The sequence below is a fragment of the Gottfriedia sp. S16(2024) genome, assembly GCF_050473765.1.
Lineage (GTDB): Bacteria > Bacillota > Bacilli > Bacillales > Bacillaceae_G > Gottfriedia.
This window is the reverse complement of record NZ_JBFLUO010000001.1, coordinates 1,902,379-1,921,158: the sequence shown is the minus strand read 5'-3', so window position 1 is coordinate 1,921,158 and position 18,780 is coordinate 1,902,379. Positions and strand designations below refer to the sequence as shown.

At 38.5% G+C, this 18,780-nt stretch carries 12 protein-coding genes, 16 tRNA genes and 3 rRNA genes; 4 read left to right on the top strand and 27 right to left on the bottom strand.

What is annotated here, in order from left to right; genetic code table 11:
* Positions 1 to 88: 88 nt before the first annotated feature.
* The 5 genes from AB1282_RS09110 to queG form a co-directional block, all read right to left on the bottom strand.
* A complete protein-coding gene (locus tag AB1282_RS09110) occupies positions 89 to 991 on the bottom strand; it encodes an aldo/keto reductase (RefSeq protein WP_429901094.1) in 903 nt (300 codons plus the stop codon).
* Positions 992 to 1,094: 103 nt separating this feature from the next.
* Positions 1,095 to 2,990 carry a PrkA family serine protein kinase gene (locus AB1282_RS09105; protein WP_056467854.1) on the bottom strand — a complete coding sequence of 632 codons (1,896 nt, stop codon included), beginning with the start codon at positions 2,988 to 2,990 and terminating at the stop codon, positions 1,095 to 1,097.
* A 433-nt stretch (positions 2,991 to 3,423) separates the two neighbouring features.
* A complete protein-coding gene (trmL, locus tag AB1282_RS09100; RefSeq protein WP_429898920.1) occupies positions 3,424 to 3,918 on the bottom strand; it encodes a tRNA (uridine(34)/cytosine(34)/5-carboxymethylaminomethyluridine(34)-2'-O)-methyltransferase TrmL in 495 nt (164 codons plus the stop codon).
* A 62-nt stretch (positions 3,919 to 3,980) separates the two neighbouring features.
* Positions 3,981 to 4,895, bottom strand: coding sequence for an amidase domain-containing protein (locus tag AB1282_RS09095; RefSeq protein WP_056467860.1), 915 nt, complete (start codon positions 4,893 to 4,895; stop codon positions 3,981 to 3,983).
* Positions 4,896 to 4,971: 76 nt separating this feature from the next.
* Positions 4,972 to 6,096, bottom strand: coding sequence for a tRNA epoxyqueuosine(34) reductase QueG (gene queG / locus AB1282_RS09090; protein ID WP_429898919.1), 1,125 nt, complete (start codon positions 6,094 to 6,096; stop codon positions 4,972 to 4,974).
* Positions 6,097 to 6,587: 491 nt separating this feature from the next.
* Between queG and AB1282_RS09085 the strand changes: the two genes are divergently transcribed.
* Complete coding sequence (locus AB1282_RS09085) at positions 6,588 to 6,884, top strand: hypothetical protein (RefSeq protein WP_056467865.1); 297 nt, start codon at positions 6,588 to 6,590, stop codon at positions 6,882 to 6,884.
* Positions 6,885 to 7,097: 213 nt separating this feature from the next.
* Here the strand turns inward: AB1282_RS09085 and AB1282_RS09080 are convergent.
* The 19 genes from AB1282_RS09080 to AB1282_RS08990 form a co-directional block, all read right to left on the bottom strand.
* Positions 7,098 to 7,180 (bottom strand) — tRNA-Leu (locus tag AB1282_RS09080).
* 93 nt (positions 7,181 to 7,273) lie between these two features.
* Positions 7,274 to 7,357 (bottom strand) — tRNA-Leu (locus tag AB1282_RS09075).
* A 14-nt stretch (positions 7,358 to 7,371) separates the two neighbouring features.
* Positions 7,372 to 7,442: transfer RNA gene (locus AB1282_RS09070), tRNA-Cys, on the bottom strand.
* A 5-nt stretch (positions 7,443 to 7,447) separates the two neighbouring features.
* Positions 7,448 to 7,522: transfer RNA gene (locus tag AB1282_RS09065), tRNA-Gly, on the bottom strand.
* Positions 7,523 to 7,526: 4 nt separating this feature from the next.
* A tRNA-Gln gene (locus AB1282_RS09060) sits at positions 7,527 to 7,601 on the bottom strand.
* A gap of 80 nt (positions 7,602 to 7,681) precedes the next feature.
* Positions 7,682 to 7,757, bottom strand: a tRNA-His gene (locus AB1282_RS09055).
* A 15-nt stretch (positions 7,758 to 7,772) separates the two neighbouring features.
* Positions 7,773 to 7,846, bottom strand: a tRNA-Trp gene (locus AB1282_RS09050).
* Between the two features lie 7 nt (positions 7,847 to 7,853).
* Positions 7,854 to 7,938, bottom strand: a tRNA-Tyr gene (locus AB1282_RS09045).
* Between the two features lie 10 nt (positions 7,939 to 7,948).
* Positions 7,949 to 8,021: transfer RNA gene (locus tag AB1282_RS09040), tRNA-Thr, on the bottom strand.
* A 36-nt stretch (positions 8,022 to 8,057) separates the two neighbouring features.
* A tRNA-Phe gene (locus AB1282_RS09035) sits at positions 8,058 to 8,133 on the bottom strand.
* A gap of 8 nt (positions 8,134 to 8,141) precedes the next feature.
* Positions 8,142 to 8,217, bottom strand: a tRNA-Asp gene (locus tag AB1282_RS09030).
* 3 nt (positions 8,218 to 8,220) lie between these two features.
* A tRNA-Met gene (locus AB1282_RS09025) sits at positions 8,221 to 8,297 on the bottom strand.
* A gap of 179 nt (positions 8,298 to 8,476) precedes the next feature.
* Positions 8,477 to 8,552, bottom strand: a tRNA-Val gene (locus AB1282_RS09020).
* A gap of 9 nt (positions 8,553 to 8,561) precedes the next feature.
* Positions 8,562 to 8,636: transfer RNA gene (locus tag AB1282_RS09015), tRNA-Glu, on the bottom strand.
* 23 nt (positions 8,637 to 8,659) lie between these two features.
* A tRNA-Ser gene (locus AB1282_RS09010) sits at positions 8,660 to 8,751 on the bottom strand.
* 4 nt (positions 8,752 to 8,755) lie between these two features.
* Positions 8,756 to 8,830 (bottom strand) — tRNA-Asn (locus AB1282_RS09005).
* Between the two features lie 10 nt (positions 8,831 to 8,840).
* Positions 8,841 to 8,956, bottom strand: a 5S ribosomal RNA gene (gene rrf, locus AB1282_RS09000).
* Between the two features lie 121 nt (positions 8,957 to 9,077).
* Positions 9,078 to 12,015: ribosomal RNA gene (locus AB1282_RS08995) — 23S ribosomal RNA — on the bottom strand.
* 152 nt (positions 12,016 to 12,167) lie between these two features.
* Positions 12,168 to 13,717 (bottom strand): 16S ribosomal RNA (locus AB1282_RS08990).
* The 16S, 23S and 5S rRNA genes sit together here with 16 tRNA genes alongside, the layout of an rRNA operon.
* A 339-nt stretch (positions 13,718 to 14,056) precedes the next feature.
* On the opposite strand from AB1282_RS08990, the gene AB1282_RS08985 reads away from it, so the two are divergent.
* Both AB1282_RS08985 and AB1282_RS08980 read left to right on the top strand, forming a co-directional pair.
* Positions 14,057 to 14,746, top strand: a complete 690-nt coding sequence (locus AB1282_RS08985) for an MgtC/SapB family protein (RefSeq protein WP_056468630.1) — start codon at positions 14,057 to 14,059, stop codon at positions 14,744 to 14,746.
* 63 nt (positions 14,747 to 14,809) lie between these two features.
* A complete protein-coding gene (locus AB1282_RS08980; protein WP_056468633.1) occupies positions 14,810 to 15,802 on the top strand; it encodes a potassium channel family protein in 993 nt (330 codons plus the stop codon).
* Between the two features lie 82 nt (positions 15,803 to 15,884).
* Here the strand turns inward: AB1282_RS08980 and AB1282_RS08975 are convergent, their stop codons facing one another.
* The gene (locus AB1282_RS08975; protein WP_056468636.1) at positions 15,885 to 16,289 is read right to left on the bottom strand and encodes a YugN family protein; all 405 of its coding nucleotides are present in this window, start codon (positions 16,287 to 16,289) and stop codon (positions 15,885 to 15,887) included.
* Between the two features lie 119 nt (positions 16,290 to 16,408).
* A complete protein-coding gene (locus AB1282_RS08970; protein ID WP_429898918.1) occupies positions 16,409 to 17,761 on the bottom strand; it encodes a glucose-6-phosphate isomerase in 1,353 nt (450 codons plus the stop codon).
* A gap of 202 nt (positions 17,762 to 17,963) precedes the next feature.
* Between AB1282_RS08970 and AB1282_RS08965 the strand changes: the two genes are divergently transcribed.
* Positions 17,964 to 18,197, top strand: a complete 234-nt coding sequence (locus AB1282_RS08965; RefSeq protein WP_056468643.1) for a DUF378 domain-containing protein — start codon at positions 17,964 to 17,966, stop codon at positions 18,195 to 18,197.
* A 75-nt stretch (positions 18,198 to 18,272) separates the two neighbouring features.
* On the opposite strand, the gene AB1282_RS08960 is transcribed toward AB1282_RS08965, so the two are convergent.
* Positions 18,273 to 18,659, bottom strand: a complete 387-nt coding sequence (locus AB1282_RS08960; RefSeq protein ID WP_056468646.1) for a CvfD/Ygs/GSP13 family RNA-binding post-transcriptional regulator — start codon at positions 18,657 to 18,659, stop codon at positions 18,273 to 18,275.
* Positions 18,660 to 18,780 lie beyond the last annotated feature (121 nt).

Sequence of the window (18,780 nt, the reverse complement as noted above, 5' to 3'; positions counted from 1 at the left end):
TAAACTTTTGCCTTTAACTATATGTAACAATACTTAAAAAAGAACAAAAAAAGTGGAAAACTAGTAAAAAGTTTTCCACTTTTTTTGTTTAAGGTAAATTATGCCCCATTCCAGCTACGTAAATTCGTAACCATTGTTCCGCTGACATACTTAACTTTGTAGATTCAACTGCTGTTTTGACACGTTCAATTTTACCAGACCCTACGATTGGCATCATTTTAACGGGGTGAGCTAATAACCATGCGTACATTACTTCGTCGATTGAATTTGCACCAATTTCACTAGAAATCTCTTCAAGCATCTCTCGAACTCGTACCGCTGTTTCAGACTGACTAGTAAAAATTTGTCCGCCTGCTAATGGGGACCAGATCATTGGAGCAATATCTTTTTCAAGTAATAAATCAATTGTTCCCTTTTCAAAATGCTCTAATTGCATTGGTGAAACTTCAATTTGATTTGTTACTAAAGGCATGTTTAGATATGCTTGTAATGCATTAAATTGAGATGGTAAAAAGTTGGATACCCCAAAGTGGCGTACTTTTCCTTCAGATTGAAGTTGATTAAACGCCTCTGCGATTTCCTTTGGATTCATAAATGGATTTGGTCTATGTATTAACAGTAAATCGATATAATCTGTTTGTAGATTTTCCAATGAATTGTTCACACTCGTTAAGATATGCTCTTTACTAGTATCATAATGATTCATTTTAAGTTCAGGAAACTTTGATGACTTTAACTTTATCCCACATTTTGTAACGATTTGGATTTTTTCACGAAGCTCCGGTTTTATTGCTAAAGCCTTTCCAAAAATCTCTTCACAAGTATAACCACCATAAATATCGGCATGATCAAATGTTGTAATTCCTAAATCAATGCATTCTTCTATAAAAGCGACTAATTGTTCTGATGTCATTTTCCATTCAGCTAAACGCCATAATCCGTGAATAATTTGTGAAAACTCAAGATTATCAGCTATTTGAATTCTTTTCATATACATTACCTTACCCTTCTATTTAATCATTATCATCATTATAGGATAAACGTTATTAATTGCAAAAGAAAACGGCTATCTAATAGATAGCCGCTTAAACAATTTATCGGTTTAGTAATGAACCTACGTAGCGTAATAATTCATTTGCTGATGTTGAATTATAACCATATTCATCAACTAATCTACTGACAACGTCATTGATTTTCTTCAATTGACGCTCGTCAGGAGTTTTTGTGGACGTCGTAATTTTCACAACATCCTTCAGATCCGAAAAAAGTTTCTTTTGGATAGCTTCTTTTAATCTTTCATGTGAATTGTAATCAAAACGTTTGCCTTTTCTTGCATAGGCAGAGATTCTGATTAATATTTCTTCACGGAATGCCTTCTTCGCATTCTCAGAGATGCCAATTTGTTCTTCAATCGAACGCATCAACTTTTCATCTGGATTCATCTCTTCACCTGTTAAAGGATCACGAAGCTTATTCTTATTGCAATATGCTTCTACATTATCAAGATAATTATCCATAAGTGTTTTTGCAGACTCTTCATATGAATAAACAAAGGCTTTTTGAACTTCTTGTTTTGCAATATCATCATATTCTTTTCTTGCGATTGAGATAAAATTCATATAACGCTCACGATCTTCATTCGAAATAGATGGATGTTGATCTAAACCATCTTTTAATGAGCGTAAAACATCTAAAGCATTAATTGAAGGGATCTCTTTTCGAATAATTGTAGATGAAATACGGTTAATGACATATCGTGGATCGATACCATGCATACCTTCATCTAAATATTCTTTCTTCAGCTCTTCTAAATCAACAGTGTTATAGCCTTCTACCATTTCACCATCATATAGACGCATCTTCTTAACTAAATCAATATCTCCTCGTTTTGGTTCTTTTAAACGAGTAAGTATTGTAAACATTGCGGCAACTCTTAAAGTATGAGGAGCAATATGAACATTTGAAACATCACTTTCAGAGATCATTTTTTGATAGATTCTCTCTTCTTCACTCACTCTTAAGTTATAAGGAATTGGCATTACGATTATTCGAGAATGTAACGCTTCATTTTTCTTATTATTAATAAAGGATCTGTACTCTGTTTCATTCGTGTGAGCAATGATTAATTCATCCGCAGAAATCAATGCAAAACGCCCTGCTTTAAAGTTTCCTTCTTGCGTCAGGGATAATAAATGCCATAAAAACTTTTCATCACATTTTAACATCTCTTGGAATTCCATCATTCCACGGTTCGCTTTATTCAACTCACCATCAAACCGGTAGGCACGTGGATCTGACTCTGATCCGAATTGAGCAATTGTTGAAAAATCAATACTTCCTGTTAAATCTGCAATATCTTGAGATTTTGGATCAGAAGGGCTAAAAGTACCAATACCAACTCGACGATCTTCTGATAAAAATACTCTTTCTACCATAACATCTTCTATTCTTCCACCAAACTCTTGTTCAAGTCTCATTAAGTTTAAAGGTGAAAGATTTCCTTCAATTCGAACTCCATATTCTGTGAAAAAATCATCTCTTAAATGGTTAGGAATTAAATGCAATGGATCCTCATGCATTGGGCAACCTTTAATTGCGTAGATTGCACCTTGATCAGACCTTGAATAATTTTCTAAGCCTCTCTTTAACATCGTTACCAGTGTAGATTTACCACCACTTACAGGACCCATTAACAATAAAATACGTTTTTTTACATCTAATCTCTTGGCAGCAGGATGGAAATATTCTTCCACGAGTCTCTCTAACGCTTCTTCTAATCCATATAGGTTGTTATTAAAGAAACTATAGGTTTTTTTACCATTCACTTCTTCAATACCTGCGTCTTTAATCATATTATAAATTCTAGAATGTGCAGTTTGTGCAACCAATGGCTCCTCTTTTAACATTTCAAGATACTCAGCAAAAGTGCCTTCCCATTTCAATCTTTGTTCCATGTCCCGGTGCTGCTCAAGTTTCTTTAAAATATCCATGGACAAGTACCTCCTTCTTCTCATCTGTAAGAGAGATTATTAAAGGATATGCAAGGATGTCCGTACTCATGCTATATCTTTGAGTAGGAAAATATATTTTATCGAAATCCAATTCTCATAATTTTACTTTCATATTTCTATGTTTTTTTTGTATAATAAGGTTTAGGGTGTTGGGAATTTTTCAATTGGGAGGATACATACTGATGAGACTAGTATTAATTTTATTAGTAACAGCATCATTCTTAGCAGCAATTTTCACAGGCGGCTATAATGACAAACCTGGACTGAAAAACAGATAATATTTTTTAAAGGATGCTTCTAAACGCGGATCTTATTTTAATTTAGACCGTTTTATGGAAGCATCTTTTTTTGTACTCTTTGATAAACTCTTACATTAATACAAAAAAAATCACCATTTATATGGTGACTTTTATTATTTAGAATAATCCTTTACCTTCAACAACTCGCGGAAATCTTGCTGACGTAAAGCTTCATAAATTAAAATTGCAGCTGTATTTGATAAATTTAGTGACCTAATATGATCTGTCATTGGTATACGTAAGCAAGTTTCCATATTTTTTTCAATTAACTCTTTCGGAAGCCCTGTTGTTTCTCTACCAAATACAAAGAAAATCTCTTCATCTAAATTTGTATAGTCAAAGTTTGAATATGTTTTTTCCCCAAATTTAGTTATAAAATAAAATTTCCCGTCTTTATACTTATCAAATAAATCGTTCAAAGAATCATGATAATGGATATCTACATGCTCCCAATAATCAAGACCAGCTCTTTTTAACATTTTATCATCAGTTGAAAAACCTAACGGACGGATTAAATGTAAACTTGTATCGGTTCCTGCACAAGTACGTGCAATATTTCCTGTATTTGCTGGAATTTGTGGTTGATATAATACAACGTGTATTCCCATCTTTTTCACCTCTATATTGTTTCAATGCTTTATATTATACCAAATTCGTAATTAATAAGGTATTATTCCATTGGAGGATTAGAAAAGTCATCAACGAAGTGAAAAAACTTATACTTTATATTCTCCGTAAAAGCAGAAGAATCATAGTAAGACCAATATCTTTTACGGCTATTTACAGTATGTGCATTCACTAACGGTTCACCATTTTCATCCTTAGCAACAACGATTGTACAATGATTCCATACTCCATCACCTTCGAAATCATATACGATAATATCCCCCAATGTAAGATCTTTTGGAGAAGGCACTTCTTCTGCTTTAATTCCAGTTTTAGGTGAAGGTAAAAATCTTCTTAATGCGTGAGCAACTCTCCAGCTATAACTACTATTAGAATGATTTCTATACCACCACCCTGTCCCTGGTTTTGGCATTCCAACCATTCGAATACCTCCAGCCCTTAAACATTGAGAGATAAAATTAGTACAATCATTTGCATACAATGGATATTCTTTATTATGGCCATCCCACCAGGTTTCAGCATATTTAACAGCATTAAAGCGATTATATCTGTTATTTCGATCTAATGATTCACTATCACCTATATCGTCTTCTTCGAGTTCATAATTTTCAACTTGATTATCAATCGGGAACGCTATGTCATATAAGATTTCATCATTTTCAATCGCGATCTGTCTTTGATGTTGATCCTCTTCAAAATATAAATCGGTTTGCTTTAAAAAATATCGCGTATGGAAGGTATAATTTATATACGTTATATCCTGTTCATTCCAAATATTATTTACATCAAGATTTCCATATACTTTTACTAATGAAGTATTACGTTTATTATATAATTCAACTTTACGCCTGATGGCCTGATATTCTTTTTCTTGAATAGGATGACTTCGATGTCCTTCACCAAAATAAAGCTGTAATCGTTCTTTTAAATAACGCTCTAAAAGTTCACGATTAAACAAGATAATCCCCCTTTTCAACATATATTCTTATTCTATACGATGTTGAAAAATAAGAGATTATACCACTCATTATTGATTACTTTGAAAGAACAGCATTAATTTCATTAAGTACAATCTCATCTTGCTCTTTTTGTAAACAACTTTCAATAAATGGTGTACTGGTCTTTCCTTCAATCTCAAAAATAGCCCAGATAGCTGTACCTCTTATTACTGGTCTAGCATCTTTTTTTGCTAATTGCTTTAAATCCTCTAATGCAGATTCATCTTTAAAATGTGCTAAAGCAATAATAGCATTTCGCTGAATAGGATTCTTTCCTCTCCATGACCCAGAAATTTGACCAAACTGACTTTTAAACTCTCTATTACTTACCTTTAATACTGAGCGTAATAAAGGTTTTACAGTTTCCGGATCAGGTTCCATTTCAGTATGATGCGTAAAATTAACCCCTTTATTTTTAGGACATATTGTCTGACATGTATCGCAACCATATATTCGATTTCCTAACTCTTTTCGAAACTCAACAGGAATCATTTCTTTTGATTGGGTTAAAAATGCAATACAATTTTTAGCATTTAATTGACCTGGAGAAACAATAGCGCTTGTCGGACAAACATCAAGGCATTTTGTACACTCTCCACACTGTTCCTCAATAGGCGAATCTGGTTCAAAAGGTAATGAGGTAATCATTTCCCCTAAATAGACATAGGAACCGAATTCTGGGGTAATGATTGAACAATTTTTAGCACTCCAACCTATACCTGCTCGCTCAGCTACAGCTCGATCTACTAGCTCTCCAGTATCGACCATCGACTGAACCTTTGCATTTGGATAATGTAATAAAATAAATGACTCAAGCTGAAGTAATTTCTTTTTTACAACTACATGGTAATCTTCCCCCCATGAAGCCCTACAAAAGATACCTCTTGTAGATCCTTTTTTACTTTTAGGAGGATTTTTCATTTTAGATGGATAAGCTAGAGCAATTGCAATTATTGAATTAGATTCTGTCATAATTTTTCTTGCATCTACTCTTCGTTCAATATCCTTTGTCTCAAAACCCGATTGGTAATTTAATTCCTGCTGCTTATATAAACGATTTTTTAATGTTAAAAACGGATCAACAGTTGTAAATCCAATCTTATCTATTCCAATTTCTTTACTATATAAAATCAATTCTTTTTGAAATTCTTTTATATTCACAAGAATCACCTAACTGCCTGTTAATTTACAAATTATATTTTCTATTCTAGTCAGAAAATTATTTCTTTATTTAATTATGACACAAAATCCTTTAATAATAGACTTTTTAATATAAAAAAACGCAATGTATCGTTCTTCGAATGAATCAATACACTGCGTTGTTATCAAGTTATAAGTGCTTATCTACTAATACAAATGTAATATGTATTTAGTAGGTTTTTAATGAACTTGTAATTAAATTTATCATAAATATGTCATAAATTCAAGAATAAAATCATTTTTTGTCGAAAGTGTTCTAGCATGGTTAAGCTTAGAATATGGAAAGGTCGAGAATAGAAAATGTCTAAATTAGTAAGCTCAATAATCATCAGAACTTTATTAATTAGCTAATAGCAGAGTGTATTGAAAGATTTGTAGAAATTTGAATAAAGGTATAATTTATTTTCTCATAGAATTCTTCTTTATAGGTTAAATATAGGAGGAGAATAACTATGACAGATCCTTTGGTAAATGAAGAAAAAAATCCTTTGGTCGAAAGTTTCGAAGGTGTCTGTAGTTTGATTGAAGAAACAAACGACAGAATTGATTTTACACAAGATACCCTTAAGGAACTTGATCGATACAATAACGAGAAATTAAAAGATGCAAAACAATTTACTATTAAAGTAGCTGCTGCAAGCTTACTAATAGCAACAACAGGATTAGTCGTTACTTTAGCAAATAAAAGAAAACCAAAACAGTTTGATTGGCTTGCTGCAAAGCAAAAACGTAAATATGTAAAAATGTAATGAAGAGCATTTCTAAATGAAGAATAGCCCCTTAAAGAAAGGCAGTGACTATAATGGTCGTTGCCTTTCTTTATGATAATCGTATGAAGATAATTTTTTAATGCTCGATGAAGATAAAGAATATATAAACCCTATTCTATTCCTTACCTTTTACTATATAAACAAAAAAAAGGATTCTGCATCTCTGCAAAATCCTCTTCCCTGATTTCAATATAGCGGTGACAGGACTTGAACCTGCACATCCGTGAAGATACCTGATTTTGAGTCAGGCGTGTCTGCCATTCCACCACACCGCCAAAAAGTTATAAAATAATTATAATATAGGAAGGACTAATTGTCCAATCAAATCTGAAATTAAAAACCTCTTACTTTTGTAAGAGGTTTAATGATACCGAGGGCCGGACTCGAACCGGCACGGGGTCAACCCCCGCAGGATTTTAAGTCCTGTGTGTCTGCCATTCCACCACCCCGGCAGAAGTAAATTAAAAGGCGGTAACCGGATTTGAACCGATGATAAAGGTTTTGCAGACCTCTGCCTTACCACTTGGCTATACCGCCATATTTGGAGCGGAAGACGGGGTTCGAACCCGCGACCCCAACCTTGGCAAGGTTGTATTCTACCACTGAACTACTTCCGCATAATGGCTGGGCTACCTGGATTCGAACCAGGGCATGACGGAATCAAAATCCGTTGCCTTACCGCTTGGCTATAGCCCATTAATTAAGAACTTTATATACTATATTCAGTTTATTATAAATAATATTACTCACTTGAGTAATCCTTACAATAATTTAAATGGGGCGACCGATGGGAATCGAACCCACGAGTGTCGGAACCACAATCCGATGCGTTAACCACTTCGCCACGACCGCCATTATTGAATTATTTGGCAGGGGCAGTAGGAATCGAACCCACACCAAAGGTTTTGGAGACCTCTATTCTACCGTTAAACTATGCCCCTATAAAAATGGTGGAGGGGGACGGATTCGAACCGCCGAACCCACAGGGAGCGGATTTACAGTCCGCCGCGTTTAGCCACTTCGCTACCCCTCCGGTTAAAGAGTGCCGACTAGAGGACTTGAACCCCCAACCTACTGATTACAAGTCAGTTGCTCTACCAATTGAGCTAAGTCGGCTTAATAATAATTGCTTGCTATATATTTTATTTAAGATGGTGGCTCGGGACGGAATCGAACCGCCGACACGAGGATTTTCAGTCCTCTGCTCTACCGACTGAGCTACCGAGCCAACTTAAATGGCGGTCCCGACCGGGATCGAACCGGCGATCTCCTGCGTGACAGGCAGGCATGTTAACCGCTACACCACGGGACCATTTGGTTGCGGGGACAGGATTTGAACCTGCGACCTTCGGGTTATGAGCCCGACGAGCTACCAGACTGCTCCACCCCGCGATAATGTGGACTCTATTATTTATAGATCCATAAACTGTATTTCGTTAAGACCATCCCAATCTCAGGATGTTATTGCAAGTAGCAGCTCGATTGGTATGCTGAAGTAATTTCTTCGAAGCATATTCGCTCGTGCTCCACCCCGCGATAATAAGATATATATATTAATTTTAATAATTAAATGGTGGAGGATGACGGGCTCGAACCGCCGACCCCCTGCTTGTAAGGCAGGTGCTCTCCCAGCTGAGCTAATCCTCCAGGATAAAATGGTGACCCGTACGGGACTCGAACCCGTGTTACCGCCGTGAAAGGGCGGTGTCTTAACCGCTTGACCAACGGGCCAGTATAATAGTGCTGAAAACATGTGGCGGAGAGCAAGGGATTTGAACCCTTGAGACAGGGTTACCCGCCTACACGATTTCCAATCGTGCTCCTTCGGCCACTCGGACAGCTCTCCAAAATGGCTCCGCAGGTAGGGTTCGAACCTACGACCACTCGGTTAACAGCCGAGTGCTCTACCACTGAGCTACTGCGGAATAATCATAAACCAAGCGACGTTCTACTCTCACAGGGGGAAACCCCCAACTACCATCGACGCTGAAGAGCTTAACTGCCGTGTTCGGTATGGGAACGGGTGTGACCTCTTCGCTATCATCACTTGATTCAATTCCTTAAGGACAATAACTATTATATCAAATCTCACTCAAAAGTCAATGACTTTTTAAAAGTTTTTTATAATAACTTTTGCACCCTCAAAACTAGATAATGTCATTATCAAACTTGTTAGTTAAGTCCTCGACCGATTAGTATCAGTCAGCTCCACGTGTCACCACGCTTCCACCTCTGACCTATCAACCTGATCGTCTCTCAGGGGTCTTACTAGCTTAACGCTATGGGAAATCTCATCTTGAGGGGGGCTTCATGCTTAGATGCTTTCAGCACTTATCCCTTCCACACATAGCTACCCAGCCATGCTCTTGGCAGAACAACTGGTACACCAGCGGTGTGTCCATCCCGGTCCTCTCGTACTAAGGACAGCTCCTCTCAAATTTCCTGCGCCCACGACGGATAGGGACCGAACTGTCTCACGACGTTCTGAACCCAGCTCGCGTACCGCTTTAATGGGCGAACAGCCCAACCCTTGGGACCGACTACAGCCCCAGGATGCGATGAGCCGACATCGAGGTGCCAAACCTCCCCGTCGATGTGGACTCTTGGGGGAGATAAGCCTGTTATCCCCGGGGTAGCTTTTATCCGTTGAGCGATGGCCCTTCCATGCGGAACCACCGGATCACTAAGCCCGACTTTCGTCCCTGCTCGACTTGTAGGTCTCGCAGTCAAGCTCCCTTATGCCTTTACACTCTTCGAATGATTTCCAACCATTCTGAGGGAACCTTTGGGCGCCTCCGTTACTCTTTAGGAGGCGACCGCCCCAGTCAAACTGCCCACCTGACACTGTCTCCGAGCCGGATAACGGCTCTAGGTTAGAATTTCAATACAGCCAGGGTAGTATCCCACCGACGCCTCCACCGAAGCTAGCGCTCCGGCTTCTCAGGCTCCTACCTATCCTGTACAAGCTGTACCAAAATTCAATATCAAGCTGCAGTAAAGCTCCACGGGGTCTTTCCGTCCTGTCGCGGGTAACCTGCATCTTCACAGGTACTATAATTTCACCGAGTCTATGGTTGAGACAGTGCCCAAATCGTTACGCCTTTCGTGCGGGTCGGAACTTACCCGACAAGGAATTTCGCTACCTTAGGACCGTTATAGTTACGGCCGCCGTTTACTGGGGCTTCAATTCAGAGCTTCTCCCGTAAGGGATAACCCCTCCTCTTAACCTTCCAGCACCGGGCAGGCGTCAGCCCCTATACTTCGCCTTGCGGCTTCGCAGAGACCTGTGTTTTTGCTAAACAGTCGCTTGGGCCTTTTCACTGCGGCTCTCCCGGGCATACACCCAAAAGAGCACCCCTTCTCCCGAAGTTACGGGGTCATTTTGCCGAGTTCCTTAACCATAGTTCTCTCGCTCACCTTAGGATTCTCTCCTCGCCTACCTGTGTCGGTTTGCGGTACAGGCACCTATTTCCTCGCTAGAAGCTTTTCTTGGCAGCGTAGAATCAGGAACTTCGGTACTATATTTCCCTCGCCATCACAACTCAGCCTTATGATGTGCGGATTTGCCTACACATCAGCCTAATTGCTTGGACGCGCATATCCAGCAGCGCGCTTACCCTATCTTTCTGCGTCCCTCCATCGCTCAAACGGAAATGAGGTGGTACAGGAATATCAACCTGTTGTCCATCGCCTACGCCTTTCGGCCTCGGCTTAGGTCCTGACTAACCCTGGGAGGACGAGCCTTCCCCAGGAAACCTTAGGCATACGGTGGACGGGATTCTCACCCGTCTTTCGCTACTCATACCGGCATTCTCACTTCTAAGCGCTCCACCAGTCCTTACGATCTAGCTTCAACGCCCTTAGAACGCTCCCCTACCACTGATACCATACGGTATCAATCCGCAGCTTCGGTGATACGTTTAGCCCCGTTACATTTTCGGCGCAGAGTCACTCGACCAGTGAGCTATTACGCACTCTTTAAATGGTGGCTGCTTCTAAGCCAACATCCTGGTTGTCTAAGCAACTCCACATCCTTTTCCACTTAACGTATACTTTGGGACCTTAGCTGGCGGTCTGGGCTGTTTCCCTCTTGACCACGGATCTTATCACTCGTAGTCTGACTCCTATGGATAAGTCATTGGCATTCGGAGTTTGACTGAATTCGGTAACCCGTTGGGGGCCCCTAGTCCAATCAGTGCTCTACCTCCAAGACTCTAACACATAAGGCTAGCCCTAAAGCTATTTCGGGGAGAACCAGCTATCTCCGAGTTCGATTGGAATTTCTCCGCTACCCACACCTCATCCCCGCACTTTTCAACGTGCGTGGGTTCGGACCTCCATTCAGTGTTACCTGAACTTCATCCTGGACATGGGTAGATCACTCGGTTTCGGGTCTACGACCACGTACTATATCGCCCTATTCAGACTCGCTTTCGCTGCGGCTCCGTCTCTTCAACTTAACCTTGCACGGGATCGTAACTCGCCGGTTCATTCTACAAAAGGCACGCCATCACTCGTTAACGAGCTCTGACTATTTGTAAGCACACGGTTTCAGGTTCTCTTTCACTCCCCTTCCGGGGTGCTTTTCACCTTTCCCTCACGGTACTGGTTCACTATCGGTCACTAGGTAGTATTTAGCCTTGGGAGATGGTCCTCCCAGATTCCGACGGAATTTCACGTGTTCCGCCGTACTCAGGATCCACTCAAGAGGGAACGAGGTTTCAACTACAGGGTTTTTACCTTCTTTGACGGACCTTTCCAGGTCGCTTCATTTACCCCGTTCCTTTGTAACTCCGTATAGAGTGTCCTACAACCCCAAGAGGCAAGCCTCTTGGTTTGGGCTATCTTCCGTTTCGCTCGCCGCTACTCAGGAAATCGCTATTGCTTTCTATTCCTCCAGGTACTTAGATGTTTCAGTTCCCTGGGTCTGTCCTCAGTACCCTATGTATTCAGGTAAAGATACTACTCCATTACGAGTAGTGGGTTCCCCCATTCGGAAATCTCCGGATCAAAGCTTACTTACAGCTCCCCGAAGCATATCGGTGTTAGTCCCGTCCTTCATCGACTCCTAGTGCCAAGGCATCCACCGTGCGCCCTTTCTAACTTAACTAATTTTAAAACTAATTGAATTAAACTTACGCAGTTTAATGAATGACATTATCTAGTTTTCAAGGTACAAAGTTGAGAGTGAACTCTCAAAACTAAACAAAACAATGAAGAAACATTTCATACATGAACCATCGGTTCATGATGTCTCCATAGAAAGGAGGTGATCCAGCCGCACCTTCCGATACGGCTACCTTGTTACGACTTCACCCCAATCATCTGTCCCACCTTAGGCGGCTGGCCCCTAAAAGGTTACCCCACCGACTTCGGGTGTTACAAACTCTCGTGGTGTGACGGGCGGTGTGTACAAGGCCCGGGAACGTATTCACCGCGGCATGCTGATCCGCGATTACTAGTGATTCCGGCTTCATGTAGGCGAGTTGCAGCCTACAATCCGAACTGAGAATAGTTTTATGGGATTAGCTCCACCTCGCGGTCTTGCAACCCTTTGTACTATCCATTGTAGCACGTGTGTAGCCCAGGTCATAAGGGGCATGATGATTTGACGTCATCCCCACCTTCCTCCGGTTTGTCACCGGCAGTCACCTTAGAGTGCCCAACTAAATGCTGGCAACTAAGATCAAGGGTTGCGCTCGTTGCGGGACTTAACCCAACATCTCACGACACGAGCTGACGACAACCATGCACCACCTGTCACTCTGTCCCCGAAGGGAAAGCCCTATCTCTAGGGTTGTCAGAGGATGTCAAGACCTGGTAAGGTTCTTCGCGTTGCTTCGAATTAAACCACATGCTCCACCACTTGTGCGGGCCCCCGTCAATTCCTTTGAGTTTCAGTCTTGCGACCGTACTCCCCAGGCGGAGTGCTTAATGCGTTAACTTCAGCACTAAAGGGCGGAAACCCTCTAACACTTAGCACTCATCGTTTACAGCGTGGACTACCAGGGTATCTAATCCTGTTTGCTCCCCACGCTTTCGCGCCTCAGCGTCAGTTACAGACCAGAAAGTCGCCTTCGCCACTGGTGTTCCTCCAAATCTCTACGCATTTCACCGCTACACTTGGAATTCCACTTTCCTCTTCTGCACTCAAGTTTCCCAGTTTCCAATGACCCTCCCCGGTTGAGCCGGGGGCTTTCACATCAGACTTAAGAAACCGCCTGCGCGCGCTTTACGCCCAATAATTCCGGACAACGCTTGCCACCTACGTATTACCGCGGCTGCTGGCACGTAGTTAGCCGTGGCTTTCTGGTTAGGTACCGTCAAGGTACCAGCTTATTCAACTAGTACTTATTCTTCCCTAACAACAGAGCTTTACGACCCGAAGGCCTTCATCGCTCACGCGGCGTTGCTCCGTCAGACTTTCGTCCATTGCGGAAGATTCCCTACTGCTGCCTCCCGTAGGAGTCTGGGCCGTGTCTCAGTCCCAGTGTGGCCGATCACCCTCTCAGGTCGGCTACGCATCGTCGCCTTGGTGAGCCGTTACCTCACCAACTAGCTAATGCGCCGCGGGCCCATCTGTAAGTGATAGCCGAAGCCATCTTTCAATAAAGGAACAGGAGTTCCTTTATATCATCCGGTATTAGCTCCGGTTTCCCGAAGTTATCCCAGTCTTACAGGTAGGTTGCCCACGTGTTACTCACCCGTCCGCCGCTAACTAACGGGAGCAAGCTCCCATTAGTCCGCTCGACTTGCATGTATTAGGCACGCCGCCAGCGTTCGTCCTGAGCCAGGATCAAACTCTCCATAAAAGTTAAGTTTAAATCTTGTATTGCTCAAAAAACTAATAATTGACGTTTACTTCATGTTTTGTTTAGTTTTCAAAGTTCACTTCATCGCGTCATTTGCGACTTTTTCATATTAACATCTCTTTATCAGTGAGTCAACATTTTTTTATTTTTTATTACTTTGTTTCGTTTTTTGTCGAACCATCTTGGCGACGTATATAAATATAACACCCCATTTAGATTATGACAAGCCCCTTTTTTCATTTTTTTTAAAAAAAGATAAAAAAATTATATATAGTACGGAGGAAGTGTAATACGCTATGTCGAATTAGCCATAAACTATATAGAAAAGGGGTTTAGAAAATGGATCTACAACCAGATATCCTCATAAAATTACTAATATCAGCAATGTTAGGTTCCGTTATCGGGTTAGAAAGAGAGTTAAAACGAAAACCTCTTGGATTAAAGACATGCCTTGTTATTTCAATAATGAGTTGCCTATTAACAATTGTTTCTATTAGTTCAGCATTTTCATTTCATGGAAGTGATTATTTAAATATAACAATGGACCCATTACGTTTACCGGCACAAATAGTATCAGGAATCGGTTTCGTTGGGGCTGGTGTAATTCTCAGAAGAGGTAACGATACAATTGCTGGGTTAACAACAGCTGCTATGATTTGGGGTGCATCGGGTATCGGAATAATTGTTGGGGCTGGCTTTTATGTCGAAGCTTTTGCAGGCGTAGGCTTATTAATAATAAGTGTAGAATTAATTCCCTACTTAATAAACAAGCTTGGTCCTAAAAGATTAAAAGAAAGAGATATAAGTTTGAAGCTTACAGTAATAGGAAGCGAAAATATAAATATTGTCATTGATCAAATAACCGCTCAGGATATTACAGTTAAAAACATTAAAATAAAAGGATTAAATAATGATGAACATTATGTCCAAATGAAATTATTAGTATTTAATAAACGAAGAACGACAGAAATTTATTATGATATTGAACAAATAGAAAACATCCGTGGAATTGAAATAGAAAGTATATAGTAGTGATAAGTTATTGCTTATTGGTAAAAATAAGTGTTACGAAATTGCGATGGGGGTATAAGCTTGAAAGTATTTCGTAACCAACCTATCTATTTTAAATCCTATACACTATTAAAAATTACTGTACTATTATTATCGTTGATTGCTATATTCGGAACAATCATCCATTTCGCAGAACCATTTACTTTTCCGACTGTTTGGGACGGTATGTGGTGGTCAATCGTAACTACATTTACAGTAGGTTACGGTGATTATGTACCTCTCTCTCCAGTTGGACGTTTTTTTGCAGTTATTTTAATTTTACTTGGTACTGGAATTGGTTCTTTTTATATGATTTCATTCACGGCACAAACATTTAGAAACCAAGACGCGGATTTTAGGGGTACACTTACGTTTACAAAAAAGAACCATATTATAATAGTAGGTTGGAATGAACGAGTTAAAAATGTTATTAAACAACTACGTGCATCTTCAAACCAAGTCTATATCGTATTAATTGATGAAAGTTTAGAGTTATTACCTCCTGATTTAGAGAAGGTGCATTTTGTAAAAGGCTCTGCCGCTAATGACTCAGTTTTAGAAAAAGCAAATATAAAATTTGCCAATACAATCTTAATTACAGCTGATCAAAATAAAAATGAGCAAGATGCTGATATGCAAACAATTTTAACAATCATCGCAACAAAAGGTCTTAACGAATCAATTAACTGTATCGCAGAAATCTTAACGAAAAATCAAGTAATTAACGCTAATCGAGCTGGAGCCAACGAAATAATCGAAGCGCATTTGTTGACTTCTTTTGTTATGTCAGGTTCGATTATGCATAGAGGATATTCAGATGTTGTGCTTAAGTTAACAAACCAATTAGAAACCTTTACAGTAAAAATAATGGAAGTTGAACAAAAAATGGTTGGAAAATTTTATTTCGATATTGTAGTTGAAGAATTAAACAACGATAAAATGATTATTGGAATAATTCGTGATAAACAAACAATCATCAGACCCGATAAAAGTATTAAGATTGCAAAAGATGATTTCCTTATCTTACTTACTTAATAATTGTTACGATTAAAAAAGAGCCAATCTAAATGATATGGCTCTTTTTTGATCGACAAAGTTCTAAAACTTGACTCTTTTTTTATAAAAGTTCATCTTCAATTCTCTTTAGAATTTCAAACCCTTTTATTTGATATTTTCTAGGAACTTTTCCATCTTTTTCAATTGGTTCTTGGAACTGGTTTAATGATCCAGTTAAATTTCCCTCTAAACCAACATTATCATCTAGCCCCTCATTATAAATATGCGTTAATAAAAAGGGAGTATCGAATTGTATAACTGCTCCATCCATATCTAACGAACCTGAAGTAACATTAAAAGGTAATCTTAAATATTGATACCCGTCATCATCCTGCATTAATAAATCAAAACTGCCATGATCATATTCCCAGTTTGCTCCAATTACAAATCCATGATTTTTTAATTTCCCCTCAATGTCATTAAGCGGATATATTGCATTTTCTAATTTTGATTTTAAAGGATACATGCTTTCCTCCTCCTTTTTCAATAGTATTTTCTTATTAAGTAAAAACATGAATATTAATTTTAATTTCAATAAAAAAACCGTTGTTAAAGTCAATTTAACAACGGTCCTTTTATCTAATATTATTTTAAACGTTCTTCTAATTGCATTTTTAGTTCTTCAAATCCTGGTTTTCCTAATAATGCAAACATGTTTTTCTTGTAAGCTTCTACACCTGGTTGATCAAAAGGATTTACTCCAAGTAAATATCCGCTCATCGCACAAGCTAGTTCAAAGAAGTATACTGTATAACCGAAAGTATACTCATCTAATTTTGGTAATGAAACAATTAGATTTGGTACTCCACCGTCAGCATGAGCTAAGATCGTACCTTCAAATGCTTTTTTATTAACAAAATCTACAGTTTTACCAGCAAGATAATTTAATCCGTCAGAGTCGTTATCCTCAAGTTCAATTGTTAATTCATGGCGAGGATTTTCAACAGATAAAACTGTTTCAAATAAATCACGTCGACCTTCTTGTACATATTGTCCAAGAGAATGTAAATCCGTTGAGAAGTTTGCTGAAGATGGATAGATCCCTTTTTGGTCTTTCCCTTCACTTTCTCCAAATAATTGCTTCCACCATTCTCCAAAATATTGTAATGATGGTTCGTAGTTAACAAGCATCTCTATTGTTTTACCTTTGTTGTATAAAACATTTCGAACAACTGCGTATTGATATGCTTGATTATCTTCTAATTCTGAAGAGTTGTATTCTTTATATGCATCTTGTGCACCCCTCATCATTTGTTCAATATCAATACCCGCTGCAGCAATCGGTAATAAACCTACTGCAGTTAATACTGAATAGCGTCCACCTACATCGTCAGGAATAACAAATGTTTCATATCCCTTTTCATCGGCAACAGTTTTTAATGCTCCACGTGCTTTATCAGTTGTAGCATAAATACGATGTTTAGCTTCTTCAGCACCATATTTTTCTTCTAATAGCTTTCTAAAAATACGGAATGCAATCGCTGGTTCAGTAGTTGTCCCAGATTTTGAGATAACATTAATTGAAAAATCCTTATCCTTTAAAACTTGAATTAAATCGTGCATATATGTAGAACTAATATTATTTCCTACGAAGAAAACTTGAGGTGCTTTTCTTTCTTCTTTAGAAGCAATATTAAAAAATGAGTGTTGTAACATTTCAATTGCAGCACGTGCACCTAAATAAGATCCACCGATACCAATTACTAAAAGAACGTCTGAATCTGATTTAATTTTCTCTGCTGCTTTTTGAATTCGAGAAAATTCTTCTTTGTCATAGTCATTAGGTAACTCTACCCATCCTAGATAATCGCTACCTGCACCTGTTTTTTCATGAATTGTATGGTGAAATAATTTCACTGCATCCCTTAAATAAGATATTTCATGATCTTGAAAAAACATTTTTGCTTTTGAATAGTCAAATTTAATATGAGAAGTCATACATCAAACCTCCTTAAATAGTTGTAATACCTTTACAATGTACCTAATTAAATAATTGAAAGCAAGTAAATGGAATTATATTTTTGTGAAATTTTTAACAGAAATTAAAAAGACAATTCTCCTTATAATTATTTTTAGTACATAAACAAAAACAAATGAGGAAAGATATGATAGAAGGTCATAAAAAAGGAGGTTAACCTATATGAGTACATTACAACGTATTGCACTTATTTTTACAATTATTGGAGCTATTAACTGGGGTTTAATTGGGTTTTTTCAATTTGATTTAGTTGCAGCAATTTTTGGTGGTGCAGATTCTGCTTTTGCTCGAATTATTTATGGTATCGTTGGTATTTCAGGATTAATTAACCTTGGCTTATTATTCAAACCTTCAGAAGAGCTGGGAACACATCCTGAAACAAATGAAGTAAGATAACTAGCAGACGAAATTAGTCTCTTTTGTATCTGTACTTTTCCAACATTAAAAAGGAAGGGTAAATTCCCTTCCTTTTTAATTCGTCATATTTTCTTTCTTCATCTCAACGCGAAGCCATTCATTTAATTTTTTATGCAGGGTGCTAAATCCATCTGGTTTAAGCTCTCTTAATAGTCTAGCTGCATGTTTTAAGTTCTCGTCACCATTAAATCCTTGATCGATACTTGCTCCTTTTAAAGACAAACTTATTTTTCCTGTCATCTCATCAATAGACAGTACACGTACATTTACTAATTGCCCAACAGAAATATAGTCTCGAATATCTCGAACATATCCATTAATAATTTCGGAAATATGTACTAGTCCTTGTGTTTGGTGATCAAGTGAAATAAAGGCACCATACGTTTGAATCCCTGTTACTTTACCAGTGTAAACTTTTCCAATATTGTAGTTTTGTGCCATTCAAAACACTCCTAATTTTCGTTCAATTCCACTAACTAAATTTTAGCACACACAGACCAACTTTTAAAGTTTGCTTACTACTCATAAATGGCACTTCTTTTCTAAAATCCCTTTACTTATT